Genomic DNA, 23,321 nt, shown 5'->3' with positions numbered 1-23,321 from the left:
ACGCCTCATCAGGGCGAAAGCGGCACTCTGTCAGCGCAGCGTGTTCAACATGGCGCACGATATTCACATATCCGTCCGACCAGGCCTCTGAAGGGACGCACCCGCATGCGTACAGGCCCCCCACGTACACACGCGCAAAGTTCCGCCGTCTCGACCCTCACCGCCTTCAAGTCAGCGGCGTCCGGCAACACGGGCGACAACGACGCCTTCGCGGTCACCACGAACCGCAGCAGTGACGTCGACGGATTCGCCAACCTGCGCGGCAACGACTTCGGTGGAGCCGCGACCGAGGTCTCGCGGGTCGGCACCTTCACCACCCCGCCGTACGGCTACTCGGCGGAACCCGCCTCGTCGGTCGTCGCCTCGGTGACGGTCGGCGCGGGCGCCGGAAAGCTCTGACACCCCCACAACACCAGAGAAGGAACCGGGACATGTCTTCTGCAACACGACCGCGCGCTCGCAGGCGCGCACTGACCGGCGCGCTGGCCACCCTCGGGCTGTCGGTTGGCATGATCATGACTACTGGCGCGCAGTCGGCGAGCGCCGCTACGTGGCCGACCCCGAACGGCAGCCAGGCGGTCTCCTCCACCATCCCGATCTCCGGCACCAAGGACTACGGGATGAAGCGGCTGTACGGCACGGGCGAACTGGGCGGTGACGGCCAGGACGAGGGGCAGGACCCGATCCTCCGGCTCGCCAACGGCGCGGTGCTGAAGAACGTCATCCTCGGTGCCCCGGCCGCCGACGGCATCCACTGCGAGGGCAGCTGCACGCTGCAGAACGTCTGGTGGGAGGACGTCGGCGAGGACGCCGCCACCTTCCGGGGCAACAGCAGCGCGACGTACCACGTGATCGGCGGCGGTGCGAAGAAGGCCGCGGACAAGGTCTTCCAGCACAACGGCGGCGGCACGCTGAACATCTCGAACTTCGCCGTGCAGGAGTTCAAGACCCTGTACCGCTCCTGCGGCGACTGCTCCACGCAGTACACCCGCAAGGTGAACCTCAACACCATCGAGGTGACCGGCACGGGCACCACCGCGCGGATCGTCGGCATCAACACCAACCGCAACGATGTGGCGACCCTGCGGAACATCACGATCCGCAACGACGCGAGCCGAAAGGTCATCCCCTGCCAGAAGTACAACAACAACACCGCTGTCGGGACGGGCCCCGACAGCACGAACTGCCTGTACAGCAGCTCGGACATCACCTATCGCTAGCCCCCCCCCACGGGCAGGCGGCCGTACGAAGCGTCTCCGGCGGCGCTTCGTACGGCCGCCGCCTCATGCCCGGCGCACCGCTCGCGTCAACTCCCGCTGGTAGTCGGCGTACGCGGTGCGCAGCGCGGCCCCCGGCCAGTCGGCGGGCAGGAGTTCGGGGGGCAACACGGGGTCGGCGAGCAGATGGCGTACGACGGCCGCGTAAGCCGTCAGACGGCCGGCGGGGCTCTCCACGCGCGCGATGTGGTCGAGCAGCGCGCGGGCCGTGGCGGTCCAGGTGTCGAGCGGCCACAGCGCCGCCGCCAGGTCGCGTGCGGATCGGGCGGGCCGGGCCGTGAAGGCCTGGAGTACGGCTGTCAGGTCGTCCGGCAGGGAACGGCGCAGGTTGGCGGGGCGGAGCCAGACGCCCTCGCGGAGCTCGGCGAGCCGTAGGGCGGTCAGCCGGGTGCGCAGGTCGGCGCGTTCGGCGGGCCCGCGACCGGTCGCGGTGATCACGGCCATCTCCCAGTCGCCGTCCCACGCGCGCGTGCGGGGGTGCAGGGCGTCGTCCTGCCGGCGCCGGCGCTCCAGCAGCCGCTCACCGATCCGGTAACCGGTGTCCGTGCGCAGCAGATCCCCGGCGGCCGTCATCCGGCTGAGCGCGGCCCGCAGGGTGGAGCCGCCGACGCCGAAGGGCTCCACGGCACGGGCGAGGTCCCGCACCGACAGCTCGGGCGGGTGGGCGCCGAGCAGCAGGCTCAGCACGACGGACCGGGCCGACAGCGGGCGCAGTGCGGCCTCGCCGGTCTGCATGGTCTCGTCGATGCGCATGGGCACGTACTGTACGGGGCCGAAATTTCGTGTTGCACGATTGCTGCGGTCGTAGTGACAGCGCAACACTCGCCGCATGGTCTCGACACACGAAGGTGCTTCCGGCGGCGCCACCCATGCCGTCTTCAACCAGCCCCCTCCCCTGGCCCCGTACGACGCGTCCGACGACCGGGCCCTGCTTGAGGGGTTGCGGCGCGAGGGTGCCGGGTGGGCCGAGGAGGGCGTCCGGCGGCTCGGCCTGCGGGCCGGCAGTGCGGAGGCGCAGGAGTGGGGCGAGCTGGCCAACCGGCACGAGCCGGTGCTGCGCACCCACGACCGGTACGGCAACCGGGTCGACGAGGTCGACTTCCACCCGAGCTGGCACCACCTGATGCGGGTCGCGGTCGCCGAGGGCCTGGCGGGCGCGCCCTGGGCGGACGACCGGCCGGGGGCCCATGTGGCGCGTACGGCGGGCGGGTTGGTGTGGGGACACACCGAGGCCGGACACGGCTGCCCGACATCGATGACGTACGCCGCCGTCCCCGCGCTGCGCCGCCAGCCGGACCTCGCGAAGGTCTACGAACCGCTGCTGACCAGCCGCGCGTACGACCCGGATCTCGGTGTTCCGGCACAGAAGAGCGGTCTGCTGGCCGGCATGGGAATGACCGAGAAGCAGGGCGGCTCGGACGTCCGTACGAACACCACGACCGCCACGCCCACCGCCGAGCCCGGCGTGTACACCCTGAGCGGGCACAAGTGGTTCACGTCGGCGCCCATGTGTGACGTGTTCCTGGTGCTGGCTCAGGCTCCCGATGGGCTGTCCTGCTTCCTGGTGCCGCGTGTGCTGCCCGACGGCAGCCGCAACGCCTTCCGCATCCAGCGTCTGAAGGACAAGCTCGGCAACCGTTCGAACGCCTCTTCCGAGCCGGAGTTCGACGGGACCGTCGCCTGGCTGGTCGGCCCCGAGGGGCAGGGCGTCAAGACGATCATCGAGATGGTCAACTGCACCCGGCTGGACTGTGTGATGGCCTCGGCGACGCTCATGCGCAAGACGCTGGTCGAGGCGGGGCATCACGCGCGGTACCGCAGCGCGTTCGGGGCGCGGCTGGTGGACCAGCCGCTGATGCGCAACGTTCTGGCCGATCTGGCGCTGGAGTCGGAGGCCGCCACCACGCTCACCCTGCGGCTGGCGGGGGCGGCCGACCGGGCGGTGCGCGGGGACACGGGCGAGGCGGCGTTCCGCCGGATCGCCACCGCCGTGGGCAAGTACTGGGTCACCAAGCGGGGCCCGGCCTTCACCGCGGAGGCCCTGGAGTGCCTCGGCGGCAATGGCTACGTGGAGGACTCGGGCATGCCCCGCCACTACCGCGAGGCGCCTCTGCTGTCCATCTGGGAGGGCTCAGGAAACGTCAATGCCCTGGACGTGCTGCGGGCGTTGAGCCGCGAGCCGGGCACGGCGGAGGCGCTGTTCGCCGAACTGGCCCTGGCACAGGGGGCGGACGCCCGGCTGGACGCGGCCGTGAAACGGCTCAAGGGCAGGCTGGCGGAGGGCTCGCCGTCGGGTGCCCGGCGGCTGGTGGAGCTGATGGCGCTCACGCTGCAGGGGTCGCTGCTGGTCCGGCACGCCCCGCCCGCGGTCGCCGACGCGTTCTGCGCGACGCGGCTGGGGGGCGACTGGGGGTACGCCTTCGGGACGTTGCCCGACGGGGCCGACCTGGACGCGATCCTGGACAGGGCGCTGCCCGTGTCCGATCCGTCGGGCGCGCCCGCCGCTCGGGCCGTCTGACGCCGCTCGGCACCTCTGAGGCCGCTCGGGCCGTCTGACGCCGCTCAGCCCGTCTGACGCCACTCGGCCCGTCTGACGCCACTCAGCCGGTCTGACGCCACTCGGCTCGTCTGAGGCCGCTCAGCCCGTCTGACGCACTCGGCCCCCTTTGACGCCGCTCAGCCCGTCTGCCGACGCCGCCGCAGCGCGTCGAACCGGGCCCAGTCGGCGTCCCACTGGGCCAGGCGCCGGCGTTCCAGCCGGCCGCGCAAGAGACGTTCGCCGACGAGGGGTACGGCGGCCGCGTCGACACCCGCGAGGGTGCCGATCAGGTTGGCTCGTACGCGGGCCTCGGACGGGGTGGTGGGCTCGGTCACCAGGCGGCCCCGCCGGTCCGTCCAGACGGTGACCGGCGTGCCGGCGGGGCTGCCGGGCCGGACCCGGGCCTGGCCGGTGCGGTCGGAGCCGTCCGGTGCGGACCAGCGCACCTCGGCCCACACCCGCTCGGTGTTCGCCGCGCCGGACCTCGTGGGGGACGATCCGGGCACCGGCTCGGTCAGCCGTGCCTCGACCCGGCGCCACTCGACGCGCTCCCGGGCCAGCTCCCCTTCAACGGCCCGGCTCACCGTCAGACCGGCGAGCACCCCGACCAGCGCGGTGAGCACCCAGGCGCCGAGCAGAACCCAGCACTCCACCCTGTCGGAGCGGCGCTTGAGCGGGTTGCGCCGCCAGCGCCACAGCCACACCTTCGGACCACGTAACGCCATTGAAGGCTTCCTCCTCGTGAGCACAGGATCATCCCCGACCGCCCTTCCATACGGCGGACGGCGCGTCGATGCTCACGGCGTTCCGCGTCTGGCCGACGACACCGCGCTGACCTGCGGTGAAGCCGCTTGATGGGGTGACTGTCAGTGGTGGGGTGCAGACTGGCCGATGTCTGGGACAAGGACGTCGCGGAGGTGATCGGCATGACTGAAGTACTGCTCGCCGTTGGTACACGCAAAGGCCTGTTCATCGGGCGCCGGCGCGGTGGCGCCTGGGAGTTCGACGAAAGCCCCTACTTCAACGCACAGGCCGTGTACTCGGTCGCCATCGACACCCGCGGCGCCACCCCGCGGCTGCTGGCCGGGGGCGACAGCGCGCACTGGGGGCCGTCGGTGTTCCACTCCGACGACCTGGGCCGCACATGGACCGAACCGGCTCGGCCGGCCGTGAAGTTCCCCAAGGACACGGGCGCTTCCCTGGAGCGGGTGTGGCAGTTGCACCCGGCGGCCGCGGAGCCGGACGTGGTCTACGCGGGCACGGAACCGGCCGCGCTGTACCGCTCGGAGGACAGAGGGGAGACGTTCGAGCTGGTCCGTCCGCTGTGGGAGCACCCCACGCGCTCGCAGTGGCAGCCGGGCGGCGGTGGAGAGGGCCTGCACACCGTGATCACCGACAAGCGTGACCCGCAGGCGGTGACGGTCGCGGTGTCGACGGCCGGTGTGTTCCGCACGACCGACGGCGGCGCGGCCTGGACCCCGTCCAACTCCGGCGTCTCCGCGGTGTTCCTGCCGGACCCCAACCCGGAGTTCGGCCAGTGCGTGCACAAGATCGCGCAGGACGCGGCGACGCCGGACCGGCTGTATCTGCAGAACCACTGGGGTGTGTACCGCAGCGACGACGCGGGCGCGAACTGGACCGACATCGGTGAGGGCCTGCCCTCCACGTTCGGATTCGCCGCCGCGACCCATCCGCGCCGCGCGGAGACGGCGTACGTCTTCCCCATCAACGCGGACTCCGACCGCGTGCCCGCCGAGCGGCGCTGCCGGGTGTTCCGGACGGCGGACGCGGGCAAGTCGTGGGAGCCGCTGACGGCGGGGCTGCCTCAGGAGGACCACTACGGCACGGTGTTGCGCGACGCGCTGTGCACGGACGACGCGGACCCGGCGGGCGTGTACTTCGGCAACCGCAACGGCGAGGTGTACGTGTCGGCCGACGACGGCGACAGCTGGCGGCAGTTGGCGTGGCACCTGCCGGACGTGCTGTGCGTGCGGGCGGCGGTGGTCGGATGAGGTGAACGGGGGCATGCGGTCGGGCTTACGATCGGGCTTGCGGTCGTCCTGCCTTGGCCACTGGTTGATCCCCGCTGCCTTTACGGCAGTAGGGTGACGCCCGTGGCACCACCGACCCTTGCATGAAATCGTCGAAGCGGGCTGGGCGCAGGCCCTGGAAAGCGCTCAGCGCCCGTTCGGGTCGGCTACGTCACCGCGGTCAGCGTCGCGTAGACCACGACGTTGCTCAGGTAGCCGGTGCGCTTGGCGTAGCCGCCACCGCAGGTGATCAACCGGAGTTCGGGCCGGTCCGAACTGCCGTACACCTTCTTGCTGGGAAACTTCTTCCTGTCGTAAAGCTCTACGGCGCGGACGGCGAACACCGCTGTCCGCCGGTCCGCCCGGCTGATCTCGATGGTGGCGCCCTCGGTCAGGGCGCCGAGGTTGTAGAAGACGCCGGGGCCCCCGGTGGGTGTGTCCACGTGCCCGGTGGCGATGGCGGTTCCTGCCGAGCCGGGAGCCGTGCCGTCGCCGTACCAGACGGCCAGGCCGGATTTGCCACGTGGTGGAGTCCGTAGCGCCCCTGCCGCATCTAGGCCCACTCGTGCCATCGGCGCGTTTACGCCGATGGCGGCGATCCGGAGCCGGACCGGATCCGCGGGGGGCAGCGGATGGACCGTGGGGCGGATGGCGTCTGCAGAGGTTGACAAGGCCCGGGCCGCCGATGGCTGCGGTGGCTCCTCGTCGTGCACTCCGCTGATCGGCAGCAGCGCACCTGCCGTCATTACCCAGGCCAGAAGGAGCACTGCAGGGATGAACGGATCTCGGGAAGGGCTGGTGTGGTGTCTGGGTGCCATCGCGGTTGAGCCTTTGCTTCACGGCAGGTGCGTTGTAGCGGGTGGTGCGGTCCTCGCGATGGGCAGGCCTCGCGGCCACCGGATCGATTCCGTTTCGAGGGCCGGTTACAGGCCGAAGTGGACGGGGCCGGCCGGCAGAGTCGGACGGTCAGGGTCGGTTGTCTTTCGGGCGGCGGCACATCCAGACCACACCCCCGGCGGCAGCCGTGACGAGCAGCCCACCGCCCAGGGCGAGCCCCATACCTGTGTCTTCGGCCGGCCCGAAGCCGGCGCTGACTGAGCCGCTCGGAGGGCGGCCGGTGACCTGGTACGTTTCCGTGACCTTGGTCAGTGGCGGGCATTTCAGGGTGACTGTGTCGCTGCCCGGCCTGGTTGCTTCCGGAATCTGGAACTGGCCGGTGAGCACCCCCTCCTCGTCGCCTTCGAAGAGGTGGAACTCTCCTCCCACCCTCGACCAGCCCTTGCCGTAGTCCGCGTCAGGGTCGCAGGCCCTTGTACTGACCGTGACCGTGGAACCCGGGTAGGCATTCCACGGGTCGATACGCACATCTGAGTCATCAGTGGCGGCAGCGACCGGGATGTGCAGTCCGAGGGCACCGAGAGCCAGGCCGATACCTGCACCCATGTGTGGGTAACGCATGCGAATCCTCCAACGGAACAGCGTCCGGCCTGTCTACGTGGCATCTGTGTTCCGTTCACGAGGCAACCGACAGTCCGTCAGTTCCGCAACCTGACGATCGCCAAATATGTCACCCAGTCAGGTGCCGCGGCGTTCCCTCTTGATCGTTTACGCAGGTCACCGACGCGGAGATCATCAATACAATCACCCACCACCCGGTCCCCATAGCGGTGAAATTCGACCGGGCGGTCTTTCACGGTGTGGTCTGCCTCAGGCAGCCGCGCCGGGGGCGGCGTGTGAACCGGCGCCGGGAGCAGCCAACACGCCACTTGTTCAGCATCGCTCGCGCCCTCGCTCACAGCGGCGCTCCCGGTGCAGCATCCGTCCCAAGCTCAGTGCGCTCACGGCGGCCTGCCCAGGACGAACATTGCCCGGTACAGGGCAGGTCGCTCGTTCGCGAACTCCAGAGGTGTACCACCAGCAGACGAAGAACCTCCTGGTGTCGTACCTCGCCGAAGAAGTTGGGCTTCTTCTAGGCGCAGAAAAAGGGCGCCTGACCTGGGCAGATGCCCACCAGGCGCCCTTGTCGGCGGTAAGTCGAAACATGGCCTTAGTCCCGATATCTCACACCGGTGTCCCACCTCTGACCAGCTGTTCCGGGGCATTTCCGGGCCAAGACCGGGCTAAGAGTTCATGGGCCTTGGCGGCGCCGGCGGGAGGGATCACGCAGGTCACAGCGATGCTGTGCGCGATTCCTCCTGCGGGCTCGGTCCTCAGCGCGTGGGCTGTGGGTGCGGTTGGCTGTAGCGGGTGGCGGGGGTGGGGACATTGCCGCCCGTGAGCAGGGCAGTCTCGGCAGCGAGGAGGGCGTCGAGTGCGGCGGTCTGGTCCTCCAGGCCCGGTACGCAGATCGTCTCGCCCAGGCGCAGGCCGGCGAGGCTGGCTCGGGCCACGCCTTCCGCGGTCATGGCGGAGGGGATGTTCTTTCCGTATCCGCCGCTGAACTCCGTCGCCACCACGCCCGGGCAGACCGCCTGGGTGCGCACGGGGGTGTCGGCGAGTTCGTGGGTGAGGGTGCGGGTGAAGGCGACGGTGGCGGCCTTGGCGGCGGCGTAGATGGTGCGGGGCGGCATGTGCGGGTTGCTCTGCCCGGCGCTGAAGGCCAGCAGTGAGGCGACCGTGACGATGGTTCCTTCCCCTGCGGTCAGCATGCCGGGCAGGGCGGCGCGCGCGAGTTGGATGGACGCCACGCCGTTGAGTGTGAGCAGGCGGTCGATCTCCTCCGGGGCGACGTCGGCGAGGGGAGCGTAGCCGCCGTCTCCCGCGTTGCTGATCAATAGCCGGACATCCCCGGCGGCGATGCGCTTGGTCACCGTGGCGAGGCCGTCGTGGTTCCCGAGGTCCGCGGGCAGGACCTCCACGGCGGCGCCGGCCGCCCGGAGTTCGTCCGCGAGCTCGGAAAGGCGGTCGGCCCTGCGGGCCACCAGGACGAAGTCGCAGTCGGCGGCGAGGAGGCGGGCGTAGGCGGCGCCTATTCCGGAGGAAGCGCCGGTGATGAGAGCAAGGGTACGAGGCATGAGACAGCCTGATTCAAGTACCTGCATTATGTCAAGTGTTTGACAGTCGTCCAGTGTCGTATTCTCGCCGTATGACGCTGCATGATGAGGGGCCGGTCGGCGCCGACGCACTGGACCGGGTGACCTGGGCACTGCGGCGGGCGGAGTTGGCCGTGACAGCCCTGAAGGAGCAACGGTTGCGCTCGTTGGGCATGGCGGCGGCACACTATTCCCTGCTCATTGCCGTCCACGTCGATCCCGGCCTGGCCGGAGCGGAACTGGCCCGCCGTCTGAACGTCACCCCGCAGGCGGTGGCCTCCCTGGTGGCCCGTCTGGAGGGCCGGGGCCAGCTGGAACGCCGGCCGCACCCGCGCCACCGTCACGTGCAGGAGCTCCACCTCACCGACGCCGGACGCGACGCCTTGCGCAAGGCCGACTCCGTGATCGCGGAGATCGAACAGCAGATCACCGAGAAGCTCGGCGCCAAGGACACCGGCCAACTGAAGGCGCTCCTCGGTCAGGTGACCGACGCGATACAACAGGTGCAACCGGCAGGCCCCCTCAGCAGACCGGTCACCTTGCGCAAAGACGGCACACCGGGGTGACCGTGCGAGCAGCCAGCACGTCATGGCCTCATCACCTTGGACGAGGAAGCCCCGCGTCATCACCGAACCAGCCTGAACCTGTCGCGGCACTCGCACACGGCTCTGCTCTTGCCAGAGGTGCTGGTCACCTGCGCACGATGCGTGAGCGGACGACGCGAGACGAGCCGTCACACGTCAGCCCCTCTCACTCTGCCGCGAGGCGCTGATCAGGCAGAACAACAACACGCGGCATGGTCAAGCACCGCCCGGCAAGGGTCCCGCTCCCCGAGCGGGGTGCGCTTCTTTCGTCAGACCCATGCAAGCCGTCTTCATGCGGGCTGTCGACTCATGGCTTCCTCGCCGGGCGACACCCAGCGCATGGCGTGGGAGGCGCTCACCCACTCTCAGCTTCGCTCGAGCGTGATCGACCTGGGTGGCTTTCGTTCCTGCATTCCGGCCGCTCTGTCTGGTGCCCTCAGGGGTGCCAGTGGTGTACGGCGGGTGCGGCTGCCGTAAACGGCGGCCAGGGGGTGTCGGTGCTCGGGGTGCCGGTGCGGATGAAGCTGAGCCAGGCGGTGCGCAGGGCTCGGCCCAGGGTGTCGATGTCGTGCGGGTCGGCGCCGGCGAGCATCGGGGCGGTGGTCCAGTCGGCATCGGTGCCGAACAGGAAGGGCAGTTCGATGCAGTGGGTGGCGCCGAAGGGAGAGGCGGGGGCGGCGTAGTCGAACCGGTAGCTCCACACGCGGGGCACCCGCCTCGCTCTGCCGGGCAGCCAGGCGGCGGGCGAGACGGTCGAAGAAGGCCGCACCCGCGGCACGTTCCACAGCGTCCGCAGTCGCCGAACCCAGTGCCGGGACCTGGCGCAGGCGGCGCAGCGCCGGGTTCAGGGCGTAGAAGGCGCTCATCTCCCGCCCGGTGGTGCCGATGATGACGTGCAGACCGGGAGCTCGGCCTACGAGGCATGCGGCCCAGCGTGCTGCGTCCGGGAGCGGGCCGACTCCGGCGACCGGCCTGAACAAGGGGACCGTACGGAGCCCGAGTCGGCCTGCCGCCTCGCGCGCGAGAGCGGTCTGGGCGTCCAGGACATCGGCGACGGGGACGGTACGCGGGTCTGCGCCGAGCCGGGTGAGGAACCATTCGGCGGCCTTCCGGGCGCTGCGAACGCTCCCGAGGCCGAGGGCGGCGGGGAAACTTTGAACGATGGCCCGGCGGAACAGGCCCTCGGCGTCGGGCATGCCCAGCAGACACTGCACGGTGTGGGCGCCGGCGGACTGACCAAGCCACGGTCACCGCGTCCGGGTCGCCGCCGAACGCGGCGATGTTCTCCCGCGCCCACCGCAGTGCGGCGAGCTGGTCGGCCAGGCCCAGATTGCCTTCGGAGATCCCCGGTGCGTGCAGATAGCCGAGCACGCCAAGCCGGTAACTGACGGAGACGACGACCACGCCGCCCTCGCGGGCGAGCCGATGGCCGCCGTAGCACTTCCAGGAGCCGGCGCCCGAAACCCAGGCACCACCGTGCCCGGGCCCCGCGCACCGCCGTGGCGCGGCCGTACGCCGAGCCGTCCTCAAGGCCACCACCGAACTCCTGGCCACCGAGGGCCTGGCGGGCACCCGTATCGCGGAGATCGCCGCCCGCGCCGGCGTGCACGAGACCTCGGCCTACCGGCGCTGGGGCACCCGGACCAACCTGATCCTCGAAGCCCTCTCGGACCGCCTGGACACGGAACTGCCCCTGCCTGACACCGGGTCCACGCACGAGGACTTGACCACCTTCTTCACCGCGCTCGCCGCGTTCCTCACCACGCCCACGGGCCGCTACCTTGCCTGCCTCGCCCTCACCGCACCGGACGACGATCCCCAGTCCGACCAACTCCGCTACCAGCTCTGGACCGCCCGCCTGGACCGCGCCCGCATCCTCGTCCAACGCGGCATCGACCGCGGCGACCTCCCGCCGGACAGCACCCCCGAGTTCCTCCTCGAAGCCTGGTCGGCCCCCTCCACCTGCGCATCGTGCAACGCGACCAGCCCGCAGGGCACGCCTACGTGAGTCGACTCGTGGCCCTGGTACTGGCCGGCGCCCGTGCTCCCGCCGCGGTCCGCGCCGACGTCGGCTGGCCAAGCTCCACGCCGACAAGGGGTACGACTACGACCACCCGCGTCGTTGGCCCACAAGCGCGGCGTCACCAGTCTGGGCGTGCCGCGCGGATGCTCGTGTCGGCCAGGCGGAATGCCGCGGGCGACGACTCGCCCGCGAGCGGTCGGGACTCCGCGTGGCGGGTCAGAACTGGTTCTCGCCGCCGTTGACGTGCAGGGTAGCGTCGAGCACGAAGCTGCTGTCCGCGGAGGCGAGGAAGGCCACGGCGGCGGCGACCTCCTCCGGGCGCCCCCTGCGGCCGATCGGCACTCCCGCCGCGAGTTGTGCTTTGACGGCCGCCGCGTTCTCCTCGCCGATGGCGATGTCGACTCCGGGTGTGTCGATCGCGCCCGGCGCGACCGTGTTGACCCAGATGCCCCTGCCCACAGGCTCGCCGCCTCGCCCAGGATGGGGAGTTCGACCTCCTCCACCTGGTAGCCGGCCTCGGCGAGCCAGGCGCCGGCCGTCCGGACCGCCTCGTCGGTCTCGGGCAGGCCGCGGCCCGCGATCGGGTGGCTGCCCGGATCGGTGACGAGCGCAACCCGCTTCGGCGCCCGGCCGGCGTCGTGTCGCGGGGGGCCGAAGGGGACGGCCACCGGGTCGCGGGCATCCGGAGTCCGCAGCACGCGCGCTTGCGGACCGGACGTCGGGGTAGGGCCGGTCAGGCGGTCGCAGGTTCGAGGGTGACCTGGTGGCCGAGGGCTTGGAGCCGGCGGACGAGGTCGCGGGGCTTGCGGGCGGGGTTGAGGTGACGCCGGTGCCAGTCGGCTCCGAGTTCCTCGTGACCGTATGCCTCACCGTTCGAAGACCACGCGTCCGTCGAACACGGTGAGATCCACCCGCACCTCGGTGATGTGGTGCGGGTCGAGGTCCAGCAGGGGGCGGTCCAGGACGCACAGGTCGGCGGTCTTGCCCGGCTCGATCGTGCCCTTCCAGTCGTCGGCGAAGTCCTGCCAGGCCGGTGTGGCCGTGTAGGCGCGCAGGGCGTCGGCGAGCGGCACGCACTGGTCGGGCCCGCTGGGTCGGCCGCTGGCCTTGGACTCGCGGAGCATCATCGAGGCCACGCCCTGCCGCCAGTCCGGCTGGGTGATCGGCGCGTCGGAGCTGGCGCACACCCGCACGCCCGCGTCGAGCGCGGAGCGCACCGGCCACTGGTAGGCGGAGCGTTCGGGGCCCACGACCTCGTCCATCAGGTCGGAGATGGTCCACTTGATGGCGGGGTTCATGTTGACGCCGCAACCGTGCGCGGCCAGCTTCGCCAGGCTGCCCGGGCTGATGAAGTCGCCGTGGATGACGTAGTGCCGGGCGTCTGGGCGGGGCGCGGCCTCCTGCGCGGCGACGAAGGCGTCCACGACCGTGTCGATAGCCCGGTCGCCGGTGACGTGCACGCCGAGCTGGAAGCCTGCCTCGTGCGCGACGCGGATCATCTCGCGCAGTTCGTCCGCCTGGAGCGTGGGGGTGTCGCCGTGCACGCACAGCCCTCCGTGACCGCCCTCCGGGTACGGCTCGCTCATCCAGGCCGTGCGGTTGGGCGGTACCCCGTCCCCGAAGATCTTGACGCCGATGGCGCACAGGAGCCGGGGGTCGGCGGACTCGGGGCGGCGCAGTTCGGCCAGGCCCTTGCGTACGTCGTCGGCGGAGCCGCCCATCGGGGCCGGGAGCAGCAGCACGCTGACCCGGGCCTCAAGGGCGCGCTCGGCGGCGAGTTCGGCGTACGCAGTCCAGTTGTCGGTGCTGAGGCCACCGAAGAGGGTGCCGGTGCCGCCGGGGCCGAGGCCGGGTTCGGTGTAGCTGGTGATGCCGCGGGAGTGGAGTTCGCCGATGACGCCCTGGATGGCCCGGCGGCGCTCGGCGATCGTCGGGGAAGGGAGCGCGGCCTGGACGAGCCGCTGGGCAGCCTCGCGCAGGATGCCGGTGGGCTCGCCGTCGGCGTCGAGGTCGATGACCCCGCCGGGCGGGGGTGCGGTGTGTGCGTCGATGCCGCAGTGGCGCAGGGCCGCGGTGTTGGCCCACACCATGTGCGAGGAGAAGTCGGTCAGGCAGACCGGGTGGTCCGGGGCCACCGCTTCGAGATCCCGGCGGTGCGGGAAGCGGCGGGGGTCGTCCCGGCATTCGGCGAGGTAGCCGGGGTCCCAGCCCAGGCCGGTGATCCATGCGCCGGGCCGTGCCTCCCGCGCCGCGCGGCCCACGGTGTCGGCGATGTCGGCGATCGAACGCACCGCCGGGTGGCCGACGTCGAGGGCGAAGGGCGGTTTCGTCATGCCGTACGCGGCCCCGTGCAGATGCGAGTCGTTGATGCCGGGCAGGACGGTCCGGCCGCCCAGCTCGACGACCCGGGTGCCGGTTCCGGCCAGGGCGCGCATTTCCGCGTCCGTGCCGACGGCGACGATGTCACCGCCGCGCACGGCCACGCCTTCGGCGACGGTGAAGGCGCGGTCGACGGTGAGGACCTGACCACCGGTCAGGACGAGGGTGGGAGGGGTGTCGCTCACGGGGACCTCTCTCATCACAAGGGGCCTGTCTACAAGAGGCCTCTCTCAGCAGGGGAAGGTGGGGTCAGCGCGCCGCGCGGGGCGCGAAGTACGCCAGTGCCGCGCCGGCGACCAGGGCGGTGCCCTGGGCCATCTGCTGCCAGAACGTGGGCACGTTCAGCAGCGTCAGTCCGTTCTGCAGGCCGCCGAGGAAGAGCACGCCGAGCAGGACGCCGAGGATCGAACCGGAGCCGCCCGTCAGCGCGACACCGCCGACCAGCACGGCGGTCAGCACGGTCAGTTCGAAACCGGCGCCCGAGGTCCCGGCGACCACGCTGTCCAGCACCGACGCCTTGATCGCCCCGGCCAGGGCGGCGGCCACCCCGGTGACCACGAACAACGCGAACGGCGTACGGCGGACGCTGATCCCGGAGAGGTGGGCGGCCTCCCGGTTGACGCCGATGGCGAAGACGTGCCGCCCGGCCGGGGTGAGCGCCAGGAACAGCGCGCCGGCGGCCAGCACAACGGCCGCGATGACGACCGGGGCGGCGATCCCGGCGATCCGAGACCCGCCGAGCCACGCGAACCCGGGCCCGAACCCGCTCAGCGGCAGCGGGAACAGCTGCTGTGCGAGCCCTCGTACGGCGGTCAGCATGCCGAGGGTGACGATGAACGCCGACAGGCCAAAGTAGCAGCACAGGGCGCCGTTCACCGCACCCACCGCCGCCCCCGCGGCCAGCGCCCCCAGCACGGCGACGACCGGAGACTGGCCATGGCCCGCCAGCCAGCCCGCGACCAGCCCGCCCAGGGCCAGCGTGGAGCCGACCGACAGGTCCAGGTAGCCGCTGATGACGAGCAGCGCCAGCGGTACGGCGACGATGGCCAGGGTGGCGGCGTCGGTGGCGATGCCGCGCAGGTTGGCCGGGTTAAGGAAGCTGCCCGTGGACAGCTGGAAGGCCAGCACCATCGCGGCCAGTACGGCGATGAGTGGATGGTGGCGTACGGCGGTCAGTCCGCCCGTGACGAGGACGCGCGGTCTCGTGAGGGCGGGGTCGGCGGTGGTCATGCTGCTCCTTCGGCGGGCACGGTGTCATGAACGGCGGACAGCAGGGCCTGTTCGGTGAGGCCGGCACCGGAGAGCTCGCCGACGACCTGGCCCCCGGCGACGATCAGGCAGCGGTCGGCGAGCGCGACGATCTCCTCCGGGTCGCTGGAGGCGAACAGCACGGCCGTGCCCCGCTCGGCGGCGAGGGAGGAAACCACCCGGTGGATCTCCTGGCGGGCCCCGACGTCGACGCCCTGCGTCGGCTCGTCCAGCAGCAGCACGTCGACGTGCCGGGCCTCGTTGGTCCACCGGCCGAGGACAAGCTTCTGCTGGTTGCCGCCGGAGAACGCGCCCGCCGGCAACCCGGGCCGGGCGGGCCTCAGCCCGACCGCCGTGGCCACCGCGTCGAACACCCGCCGCTCGGCGCCCAGCGCCCGCACCCCGTACCGGGCCAGCGGCCGGACGGACGGCAGCAGCGCGTTGTCCTGCGCGGACAGCGACGGGAACAGGGCCTGTGCACGCCGGTCGGCCGGCACGAGTGCGATCCCGGCGGCGAGCGCCTCGGCGGGCCGCGCCGGGGTTACGGTGCGGTCGCCGACCCGGACGGTTCCGGCGGAGGCAGGGCGTCTGCCGTACAGGGTCTCCAGGATGCGCGTACGACCGGAGCCGATGAGGCCGTAGAGGCCGACGCGTTCGCCTTCGGCGACGGTGAGGCCGACGGGCCCGAAGCCGGGGCCGCGCAGGCCGTGGACGGTGAGGCGGGGCGGAGCCGGAGGACGCTCGCGCCCCGGCGGACGGTCCGCCGCGTCGGCCGTCGATCCGTCGCCGCCGTGCGCGGCCGGAGGACACTCCCGCCCCGACGGACGATCTACCGCCCCAGCACTCGATCCCTCCCCACCGAGCGGAGCCGCAAGACGCTCCCGCCCCGGGGGACGGTCCGGTGCCTCGGCCGTCGGCCCCTCCCCGCCGGGCGGTGCATGGCCACGTCCGAGGCCGCGTGCACGCCGCGGGGTGCTCTCCAGGGGCCCGCCCGTGATCGACTCGACCAGCTCGCGGCGCGTCCGGCCCGCCATCGGCGCGTGGTGGGCGACCCGCCCGTCCCTCAGGACGGTCACCTCGTCCGCGAGGCGTTCCACCTCCGACAGCAGGTGGGTGACGTAGACGATGGCGAGTCCCTGGGTGCGCAGGTCCTCGACCCGTTCGGCCAGGGCGTCGGCCTCCGTCCCGGACAGGGCGGCGGTGGGCTCGTCGAGGACCAGCACGGAGGCGCTGCGGCTGAGGGCTTTCGCGATCTCCACCAACTGCCGCTGTGCCATGGGAAGTTCGCCCACCCGGTCGCGTGGTGAGCACTTGGCCGCCACGCGTTCCAGCAGTCCGGCGGCGACCTCTTCCTGCGCGCGTCGGTCGATCCGGCCGTACCGGGTCCACTCCTGACCGAGGAAGATGTTCTCCGCCACCGTCAGCGCGTCGACCACGCTCAGGGTCTGGAAGATGATCGCCACGCCCGCCGCGATCGACTCGCGCGGGCTGAGGCGGGCGTACGACACGCCTCCCACCTCGATCGTGCCCGCGTCCGGCGGGTAGGCGCCGCCCAGGCACTTGATGAGGGTGGACTTGCCGGCGCCGTTGTGCCCGAGCAGGGCGTGGACCTGACCCATCGGCACGGTCAGGTCCACGCCGTCCAGGGCCCGGACCCCGCCGAAGGACTTGGTCAGCCCCCGGATACTGAGGCCCGGCGCCGTCATGAGGCGCCCGGGTCGTTCTGGGCGAGCAGATCGTCGATGCGCGCGGTGTCGGCGCGCTGGACGAGCGCGATCGGCACCTGGGCACTGGCGTCGGACTTGCCCGCCGCGACCGCGCGGGGCACGTCGACGATGGCCGCCGCGATGTCCTCGGGCGCGAGGGCGGCGGAGGCCCGGTAGAAGGTGCCCTGCTTGATGGCGAGGAGGGAGGGTGCCGAGCCGTCCTGGCCGCCGACAAAGGTCTTGCCGTCGTCCTTGGCACGGCCCGCCTGCTGCAGGGCCTTGAATCCGCCGTAGGCGGCGGCGTCCGTGACGCCGAGGACGATGTTGAGGTCGGAGTGCTTGGCGAGGATCGCCTTGGCCTTCGACAGGCCGGTGTCGGGGTCGATGGCCTGCTCCTGGGCCACCACGTCGACGCCGGGTGCCAGCTTGGTGAAGGCGTCGATCATGCCCTTGGTGCGCTCGCGGCCCAGCTCGATGGTGCTGTCGGTGAGGAAGGCGACCTTGCCCTTCCCGCCGAGATGCTCCTCGGCCCACCGCGCCGCCGCCTCGCCGAGCAGCGTGCCGCCCTCGCGGAAGCTGAACTGGATGTCGGCGCTCTGGTGCTGCAGCGAGCCGCCGTAGGTGACCCAGATCAGGCCGGCGTCCAGTGCCGCCTTGGCGATGGGCTCCGCGGCCTCGAAGACCATCGGGAACGACACGATCGCCGGGACCTTGCGCGCGACCCAGGTGTTGAGGTTGCTGGCCTGGGTGTCGGCGTTGGCGTTGTCGCTCGTGGTCAGCAGGGAGATGCCGTGCTGCTTGGCCCGGGTGGTGGAGAGCTTCAGCAGGGTGGAGTAGAGCGGGAGTTGGGTGAAGGGGTAGTCCAGGCCGATCCGCGTCAGGCGGGTGCCGCCGGAGACCGAGGGCTTGGCCGAGGCGGCCGTGTTCTGCGGTGCCGAGCATCCGGCGGCCGCCAGCGCGGTGGCGGCGGAGAGGGCGAGGAACCCTCTGCGTGAGGAGGCGTACGGAGGTGGGGTCATGGCGGGACTCTCCCGAGGGGCGGCCCGCCGAGGCGGGCGTCCGGCTGTGCCGAACAGGAAAGACCCGTGGAGCCCGCCGCACCATCCGTACAAATACCGACTGCGAATGACGCCCACCGGAACGCGGGCCCCCGCGTGACAAGGTGGTGAACACCTTGTCCGGCAAGGGCCGGACCCTTATCGTTAGACCCCAAACGACTCATGGTCCGAGCCGCACGGAGGCTCGCATGCTCAGCCACCACCAGATCGCGGCGGCCACCCGCATCGGCATGCTCGTCCGCGAGCGCGACACCGCGTCCGCCTGCGCCGAGGCGCTGCGCGAACTGGCCTGTGCCCTGCCGCTCGACGCGGCCACCCTGCTCACGATCGACCCGCTGACCGGCTCCCATGTCCAGGTCGCGGGCATCGGCTACCCCGCCAAGGTCTCGCAGGCGCTGGCCGGCGAGTTCGTCGCGACACCGTGGTACCGCAACGTCGTACGGCGAGAGTTGCCGCCGTCGATCTCGCAGGACGCCGAAGACGCCGGGCCGCGCTTCCGCAACGGCTGGTTCTACGCCGAGCGGGTCCGCCCGGCCGGGTTCCGCGACGGTGTGACGGGGGCGCTGCGGCATCGCGGCCGGCTCGTCGGCCTCGTCCACCTCTCGACCGAGAGCGCGAACGCGTATGACACCGACGCCCGCCGGCTGCTGGCCTCAGTGATGCCCGCCCTCGCCGCGCTCGCCGATCCGGTGGCGTACGCCGGAGATCTGCACGCTCTGCCGGAGGAGGGCGCGGCGAGTCTGGTGGCCGCCGCCGGCCGCGTGGTCGACCTGCCCGGGCGGGAGCGTCCCCAAGTACTGCGGGAGGACGGGGGGCTCCGCCCCCTGCTCGACGCCTTCACCGACACCGGCGGGCGGCGGCTGCGGCTGCTGTGGCCCGCCGGGGGCGCCTGGCGGCGCGTCGTACTGCACCGGCACGAGGCGGGTCCCGGCCTCGCGTCGGACGCCGTGCTGGTGCACGAGACGCCCACGGAGCTGCCGTACGGACTCAGCCCCCGGGAGCTGGAGGTACTCACCCGGGCGGCCACGGGACAGACCAACCAGGCCATCGCGCAGGCGCTGTTCCTGTCCCCGCGGACCGTGCACAGCCACGTCGAGCACCTGTTGCGCAAAACCGGCTGCGCCTCCCGTGCCGAGGCCACCGCCCTGGCCGTGCGCGACGGACTGCTGCGCCCGGGCCCGGATCACCTGGCACGTTTCGTCGAGCGGTGAGCCGGGCCCCTGGACATCGGGAGGGTCCCCCGGTCATCAGGAGGTCAGTGCCGTCACCCGCCGCATGACCTCACGGCAGAAGGCCCCGACCCCGTTCGGGTCGTCGATGAACTGGTTGGGCTTGACGCAGAACGTGGTGAAGCCCTGCTCCAGCTGCTCGGGGAGCGAGGCCAGGGCCGCGCCGAGGTCGGCCGGTGCGTGGTCGTCGGCGAAGACGGCCTGGGTGCCGCCGATCATCTCCAGGTCGGCGATGTCCCGGCCGGCCGCAGTCATCGCGTCCTTGAGCGCTTGCAGGGCCTCGGGGGCAGGCCGGCCGAGCGGGTGGAAGCCGTGGCCGTACGTCACCAGCCGGCGCAGGACGGGACCGTGCAGGCGCTGTCCGCCGAACCACAGCCGGGGGCCCTCAGGGCGGTGGGCCTTGGGCTCGAAGTAGACGTCCTGAAAGGGGTAGTGCTCGCCGTCGTGGGAGATCGGGGACGGGCCCCAGGCCTTCGCCCAGACCTCCAGGTGCTCGTCGAGGAGTCGCCCGCGCCGCGCGAACTGCACGCCCAGGGCCTCGTACTCGTCCTTGCTCCAGCTGACCGTGGGCTGCACCACCAGGCGGCCCTCGCTGAGCAGGTCAAGGGTGCCCAGTTCGCGGGCGAGCAGCAGGGGGTGGCGCAGCGGGGCGAGGACGGCCGCGGCGGCGAGGCGCAGCCGGGAGGTGACGGAGGCGATGGCGGCGAGCAGGAGCAGCGAGTTCGGCCAGGGGGTGTACGGGTCCTGGTTGCCCGGGAGGGCGTAGTCGCGGGGGTTGCCCATGACGCCGGCGGCGGACGCGTCGGGGCCGAGGACGATGTGCTCGCTGACCATGACGGCGTCGAAGCCCGCGTCCTCGGCCTCACGGGCCCAGCGGACGGCGGCGGGCAGGTCGGCCCGGCCGCCGGTGAGCGTCCAGTTCTCGCTGAGGACGAGGAGCATGCGGGGAGGGGTGGGCATGTCGGGTTTCCCTTTCGTCTCCGTACAATTTGAACCCGAACGGTCGGGTGGCGAGGAGGAGCCAGCCGCCTGTCTGTGACGCGTCGCCACCGGACGAAGGAGCCGCCCGTGCCCGGCCAACGATCCATCACCGAAGCCGAGAAGCTCGCCGCGGCGAAGCTCGGCGGCGTTCCCATCCGCCGGGACCAGATGGCGGCCGTGGCGAACATCTACCGCGCCGCGTCCGCCGTGCGGCAGCACCTGGAGAACTCCGTGCTGCGCGGTTCCGACCTGACCTGGACGGCCTTCGTCGTGCTGTGGGTGGTGTGGGTGTGGGGCGAGTCCGAGACCCGGCACGTGGCGGAGGAGGCAGGGATCTCCAAGGGCACGCTGACAGGTGTGGCCCGCACGCTGGAGTCCCGGGGGCTGCTGCGGCGGGCCGGCCATCCGACCGACGGACGGCTGGTGCTGCTGAGCCTCACCGAGGAGGGCGAGGAGTTCATGCAGCGCGTCTTTCCGGCGTTCAACGAGGAGGAGGCGTTCGTCACCGCACGCCTCAGCGACGCGGAGTGCCGCAGCCTCGCGGAATCGCTGCGCAGTGTCGTGCTCCAGGTCGAGGAGCACGGTGAGGAGCGCCGCCAGACGCTGCTGGACGGCACCGAGCCCGCACCCCGGCGCAGCGGCCGCCGGCCCCGGGCCTGACCTCACTCCGGCTCCGCGCCCGAACCGACTCGAGTCTCGCGCCCGACCCGGATGTGGACCCGCGCGCGAGCCGCATCGCCACCGCACTTGAACCGCTGAAGCCCCCGCGCGCGAACCGCCTTCCCTCCTCACGCCCGAACCGCCATGGCCCGGGTCCGAAGCCGGATGGCTCCGCGGCAGGATCGGCATGGGTTCCACGCGCGAACCGCCTTCGTTCCCGCGCCCGAACCACCATGGCCCGCGACCGAACCGGATTCGCCTCCGCGACCGGATCGGATTCGGCTCCGCGTCCGGCCCGCTTCCGGCGGCCCCGATCGGTCTCACTCCCCGGCCGCCGCCCGCACCAGCGCATCGAACAGCCCCTGCTGGGCCGGGTCCTCGTGTGCGGTGTCCTCCGGGTGCCACTGGACAGCCGTGAACCAGCCTCTGCTGCCCGGGAGTTCGAGGGCCTCGGCGGTACCGTCCGCCGCGCGGGCGGTGATGCGCAGGCCCGTGCCGAGGCGGTCGACGCGCTGGTGGTGGTAGCAGGACGCGTCGGTCTTCTCGGCGCCCGTGGCGCGGGCGACGACCGAGTCCGGCTCCAGGGTGACGAGGTGCACGAGGTGCCGGTGCTCGCGCTCGGGGCCGCCCATGTCCTGCTCCAGGGTGCCGCCGAGGGCGACGTTGACGACCTGGAGGCCACGGCATATCGCCAGCAGGGACAGGCCCAAGTCGAGTGCCCGGCGGGCGACTTCGAGGTCGAAGGTGTCCTGGAGGTCGTCCACGTCGTAGACGGTGTCGTGGGTGTCGGTGGCACCGTAGCAGTGCGGGGCGAGGTCCCCGCCGCCGGGGATCAGGACGCCGTCGAAGCGGCGGAGTCTGTCGGCGACCTCCGCGTCGGCCGGGTGGATGCTCGCCGGTTCGCCGCCGGCCCGCCAGACGGCCTCGATCAGGGCACGGGCGTTGACCTCGGCGGCGTACCGGAGCGCGGAGGTGGTGGCGGAGAAGCGGGCCGGGACGGCGATCAGTGGTCTCACAGCTGGATCCAGGTGGTCTTGAGCTCGGTGTACTTCTCCAGGGCGTGCACGGACTTGTCACGGCCGTTGCCCGACTGCTTCATGCCGCCGAAGGGCACGGTCAGGTCGCCCTCCTCGTAGCAGTTGACCCAGACCGTCCCGGCCTTGAGGGCGCGCGAGACCCGGTGCGCGGTGGACAGGTCGGAGGTCCACAGGCCGGCGGCGAGGCCGTACTCGGTGGCGTTGGCCAGGCGGATCGCCTCGTCGAGGTCGTCGAAGGCCATGACGGACAGGACGGGGCCGAAGATCTCCTCCCGGGCCAGTCGTGAGCCGGGGTCGACGTCGTCGAGGACGGTGGGCTCCAGGTACGTGCCGCCCGTCTCAGCGAGTACGCGGCGGCCACCGGCGCGCAGGCGTGCGCCCTCCCCGACGCCGTCGCGGATGTGGCCGAGTACGCGGTCCAGGTGCCCCGGACCGACCAGCGCGCCCATCTCCGTGGCCGGGTCGAGGGGGTCGCCGACCCTCAGCTCCCGCGCCCGCCGGACCACGGAGTCGGTGACCTGCTCGGCGACCGACGCGTGCACGAGCAGCCGGGAGGGGGCGGTGCACATCTCGCCCTGGTTGAAGAAGATGCCCCAGGCGGCGGTGGCGGCGGCCTTGTCCAGGTCGGGGGCGTCGGGCAGGACGATGTTCGGCGACTTGCCGCCCAGCTCCAGCCAGACGCGCTTGAGGTTGGAGTCGGCGGCGTAGTGCAGGAAGTGCCGGCCCACGGCCGTGGAGCCGGTGAACGCAAGGACGTCGACATCGGGATGCAGGCCGAGGGCCCGGCCGGCCGTCGGTCCGTCGCCGCCCACGACGTTCAGGGCGCCCGGCGGCAGTCCGGCCTCGGTCGCGAGGCGGCCCAGCAGCAGGGCGGAGAGCGGGGAGTTCTCCGACGGCTTGAGCACCACCGTGCAGCCTGCGGCCAGTGCGGGTGCCACCTTCCACGAGGCAAGCGTCAGCGGGAAGTTCCAGGGTACGACCGCGCCGACGACGCCGGCGGGCTCCCGGGTGACCAGGGCCAGTGCGTCGGGTGCGGTGTGCGGTGACTCGTCCGTCAGCTTGTCGGCCAGTTGGCCGTACCAGCGGAAGGTGTTGATGGCGGCACGCAGTTCGATGCCGTACGCGTCCGTGATCGGTTTGCCCATCTCCAGGCTCACGGTCAGGGCCAGTTCCTCGCGCCGCTCTTCGAGGAGGTCGGCGAGGCGCAGCAGGACGCGGCCGCGCTCGGCGGGCGCCAGGCGCGGCCACGGCCCCCTGTCGAAGGCCCGCCGGGCGGCGGCGACGGCCGCGTCCACCTCGGCGGGTCCGGCGTCGGCGACCTCGGCGAGGACCCGGCCGTCCCGCGGGGACACGACCGCGAATGTGCCTCCGCCTCCTGCCTCGTCGGCGCCGTCGATGTGGTGGGCGCCGGAGAACTCCAGCGCCTTGGCGCGGCGCAGCCACTCGTCGTGGGTGACAGCCGGCATACGGATCCTCCCCGAGGTTGTTTGATCACAAACGATATGGATACGACTGCCCCTCGACCGCCGCCGTCGCGC

The 23,321-nt window shown here is 71.9% G+C and carries 21 protein-coding genes and 3 pseudogenes; 9 read left to right on the top strand and 15 right to left on the bottom strand.

The window, feature by feature from the left end; all coding sequences use genetic code 11:
* Nucleotides 1–210: 210 nt before the first annotated feature.
* Both SSP24_RS13615 and SSP24_RS13610 read left to right on the top strand, forming a co-directional pair.
* A pseudogene (locus SSP24_RS13615) lies at nucleotides 211–399 on the top strand (pectate lyase family protein); the annotation flags it as partial.
* A gap of 32 nt (nucleotides 400–431) precedes the next feature.
* Nucleotides 432–1,220: a pectate lyase gene (locus SSP24_RS13610; RefSeq protein ID WP_141309775.1), complete on the top strand. Its 789-nt coding sequence runs from the start codon at nucleotides 432–434 to the stop codon at nucleotides 1,218–1,220.
* A 63-nt stretch (nucleotides 1,221–1,283) separates the two neighbouring features.
* Here SSP24_RS13610 and SSP24_RS13605 read toward each other — a convergent pair whose 3' ends face one another.
* A complete protein-coding gene (locus SSP24_RS13605) occupies nucleotides 1,284–2,030 on the bottom strand; it encodes a PaaX family transcriptional regulator C-terminal domain-containing protein (RefSeq protein WP_141309774.1) in 747 nt (248 codons plus the stop codon).
* Nucleotides 2,031–2,106: 76 nt separating this feature from the next.
* Here SSP24_RS13605 and SSP24_RS13600 point away from each other — a divergent pair, with 76 nt between their 5' ends.
* Nucleotides 2,107–3,795, top strand: a complete 1,689-nt coding sequence (locus tag SSP24_RS13600) for an acyl-CoA dehydrogenase family protein (RefSeq protein WP_141309773.1) — start codon at nucleotides 2,107–2,109, stop codon at nucleotides 3,793–3,795.
* A 158-nt stretch (nucleotides 3,796–3,953) separates the two neighbouring features.
* Here the strand turns inward: SSP24_RS13600 and SSP24_RS13595 are convergent, their stop codons facing one another.
* On the bottom strand, nucleotides 3,954–4,541 hold the full coding sequence (locus SSP24_RS13595) for an Rv1733c family protein (RefSeq protein WP_141309772.1): 588 nt from the start codon (nucleotides 4,539–4,541) through the stop codon (nucleotides 3,954–3,956).
* Nucleotides 4,542–4,685: 144 nt separating this feature from the next.
* Here SSP24_RS13595 and SSP24_RS13590 point away from each other — a divergent pair, with 144 nt between their 5' ends.
* Nucleotides 4,686–5,828: a WD40/YVTN/BNR-like repeat-containing protein gene (locus SSP24_RS13590; protein WP_141309771.1), complete on the top strand. Its 1,143-nt coding sequence runs from the start codon at nucleotides 4,686–4,688 to the stop codon at nucleotides 5,826–5,828.
* A 185-nt stretch (nucleotides 5,829–6,013) separates the two neighbouring features.
* Here SSP24_RS13590 and SSP24_RS13585 read toward each other — a convergent pair whose 3' ends face one another.
* The 3 genes from SSP24_RS13585 to SSP24_RS13575 form a co-directional block, all read right to left on the bottom strand.
* Nucleotides 6,014–6,592, bottom strand: coding sequence for a class F sortase (locus SSP24_RS13585; RefSeq protein WP_141309770.1), 579 nt, complete (start codon nucleotides 6,590–6,592; stop codon nucleotides 6,014–6,016).
* Nucleotides 6,593–6,812: 220 nt separating this feature from the next.
* Nucleotides 6,813–7,304: a sortase gene (locus SSP24_RS13580; protein WP_141309769.1), complete on the bottom strand. Its 492-nt coding sequence runs from the start codon at nucleotides 7,302–7,304 to the stop codon at nucleotides 6,813–6,815.
* Nucleotides 7,305–8,056: 752 nt separating this feature from the next.
* Complete coding sequence (locus tag SSP24_RS13575) at nucleotides 8,057–8,860, bottom strand: SDR family NAD(P)-dependent oxidoreductase (protein ID WP_141309768.1); 804 nt, start codon at nucleotides 8,858–8,860, stop codon at nucleotides 8,057–8,059.
* Between the two features lie 71 nt (nucleotides 8,861–8,931).
* Here SSP24_RS13575 and SSP24_RS13570 point away from each other — a divergent pair, with 71 nt between their 5' ends.
* Nucleotides 8,932–9,444, top strand: coding sequence for a MarR family winged helix-turn-helix transcriptional regulator (locus tag SSP24_RS13570; RefSeq protein ID WP_141309767.1), 513 nt, complete (start codon nucleotides 8,932–8,934; stop codon nucleotides 9,442–9,444).
* Nucleotides 9,445–9,898: 454 nt separating this feature from the next.
* On the opposite strand, the gene SSP24_RS43500 is transcribed toward SSP24_RS13570, so the two are convergent.
* Complete coding sequence (locus SSP24_RS43500; RefSeq protein ID WP_218037080.1) at nucleotides 9,899–10,231, bottom strand: carboxylesterase family protein; 333 nt, start codon at nucleotides 10,229–10,231, stop codon at nucleotides 9,899–9,901.
* 530 nt (nucleotides 10,232–10,761) lie between these two features.
* A pseudogene (locus SSP24_RS44885) lies at nucleotides 10,762–10,998 on the bottom strand (carboxylesterase family protein); the annotation flags it as partial.
* A gap of 10 nt (nucleotides 10,999–11,008) precedes the next feature.
* Here SSP24_RS44885 and SSP24_RS45120 point away from each other — a divergent pair.
* Nucleotides 11,009–11,065 (top strand): annotated as a pseudogene (locus tag SSP24_RS45120) (hypothetical protein); the annotation flags it as partial.
* The gene (locus SSP24_RS13560; protein ID WP_229865342.1) at nucleotides 11,066–11,470 is read left to right on the top strand and encodes a TetR-like C-terminal domain-containing protein; all 405 of its coding nucleotides are present in this window, start codon (nucleotides 11,066–11,068) and stop codon (nucleotides 11,468–11,470) included.
* A gap of 231 nt (nucleotides 11,471–11,701) precedes the next feature.
* Here SSP24_RS13560 and SSP24_RS13550 read toward each other — a convergent pair whose 3' ends face one another.
* The 5 genes from SSP24_RS13550 to SSP24_RS13530 form a co-directional block, all read right to left on the bottom strand.
* Complete coding sequence (locus SSP24_RS13550) at nucleotides 11,702–11,944, bottom strand: SDR family oxidoreductase (RefSeq protein ID WP_229865340.1); 243 nt, start codon at nucleotides 11,942–11,944, stop codon at nucleotides 11,702–11,704.
* Nucleotides 11,945–12,351: 407 nt separating this feature from the next.
* Complete coding sequence (locus tag SSP24_RS13545) at nucleotides 12,352–14,049, bottom strand: amidohydrolase (RefSeq protein ID WP_141309765.1); 1,698 nt, start codon at nucleotides 14,047–14,049, stop codon at nucleotides 12,352–12,354.
* A 64-nt stretch (nucleotides 14,050–14,113) separates the two neighbouring features.
* Nucleotides 14,114–15,094: an ABC transporter permease gene (locus SSP24_RS13540; RefSeq protein WP_141309764.1), complete on the bottom strand. Its 981-nt coding sequence runs from the start codon at nucleotides 15,092–15,094 to the stop codon at nucleotides 14,114–14,116.
* Complete coding sequence (locus tag SSP24_RS13535; RefSeq protein WP_141309763.1) at nucleotides 15,091–16,818, bottom strand: sugar ABC transporter ATP-binding protein; 1,728 nt, start codon at nucleotides 16,816–16,818, stop codon at nucleotides 15,091–15,093. Before SSP24_RS13535 ends, SSP24_RS13540 begins: the two co-directional genes overlap by 4 nt.
* Nucleotides 16,815–17,837, bottom strand: coding sequence for a sugar ABC transporter substrate-binding protein (locus SSP24_RS13530; protein ID WP_141309762.1), 1,023 nt, complete (start codon nucleotides 17,835–17,837; stop codon nucleotides 16,815–16,817). Before SSP24_RS13530 ends, SSP24_RS13535 begins: the two co-directional genes overlap by 4 nt.
* 227 nt (nucleotides 17,838–18,064) lie before the next feature.
* On the opposite strand from SSP24_RS13530, the gene SSP24_RS13525 reads away from it, so the two are divergent.
* Nucleotides 18,065–19,087 carry a helix-turn-helix transcriptional regulator gene (locus SSP24_RS13525; protein ID WP_141309761.1) on the top strand — a complete coding sequence of 341 codons (1,023 nt, stop codon included), beginning with the start codon at nucleotides 18,065–18,067 and terminating at the stop codon, nucleotides 19,085–19,087.
* A gap of 36 nt (nucleotides 19,088–19,123) precedes the next feature.
* Here SSP24_RS13525 and SSP24_RS13520 read toward each other — a convergent pair whose 3' ends face one another.
* Nucleotides 19,124–20,065 (bottom strand): TIGR03619 family F420-dependent LLM class oxidoreductase, encoded by a 942-nt coding sequence (locus tag SSP24_RS13520; protein ID WP_141309760.1) that lies wholly within the window; start codon nucleotides 20,063–20,065, stop codon nucleotides 19,124–19,126.
* Nucleotides 20,066–20,173: 108 nt separating this feature from the next.
* Between SSP24_RS13520 and SSP24_RS13515 the strand changes: the two genes are divergently transcribed.
* Complete coding sequence (locus tag SSP24_RS13515) at nucleotides 20,174–20,746, top strand: MarR family winged helix-turn-helix transcriptional regulator (RefSeq protein ID WP_141309759.1); 573 nt, start codon at nucleotides 20,174–20,176, stop codon at nucleotides 20,744–20,746.
* Nucleotides 20,747–21,066: 320 nt separating this feature from the next.
* On the opposite strand, the gene SSP24_RS13510 is transcribed toward SSP24_RS13515, so the two are convergent.
* Complete coding sequence (locus tag SSP24_RS13510; RefSeq protein WP_229865336.1) at nucleotides 21,067–21,762, bottom strand: gamma-glutamyl-gamma-aminobutyrate hydrolase family protein; 696 nt, start codon at nucleotides 21,760–21,762, stop codon at nucleotides 21,067–21,069.
* On the bottom strand, nucleotides 21,759–23,249 hold the full coding sequence (locus SSP24_RS13505) for an aldehyde dehydrogenase (protein WP_141309757.1): 1,491 nt from the start codon (nucleotides 23,247–23,249) through the stop codon (nucleotides 21,759–21,761). The genes SSP24_RS13510 and SSP24_RS13505 overlap by 4 nt, the downstream gene beginning before the upstream one ends.
* Nucleotides 23,250–23,321: the final 72 nt, after the last annotated feature.

Origin of the sequence: Streptomyces spinoverrucosus, from assembly GCF_006539505.1 — a bacterium.
In the GTDB taxonomy this organism is placed as follows: domain Bacteria; phylum Actinomycetota; class Actinomycetes; order Streptomycetales; family Streptomycetaceae; genus Streptomyces; species Streptomyces spinoverrucosus.
This window is presented reverse-complemented; position numbering and strand designations above follow the sequence as displayed.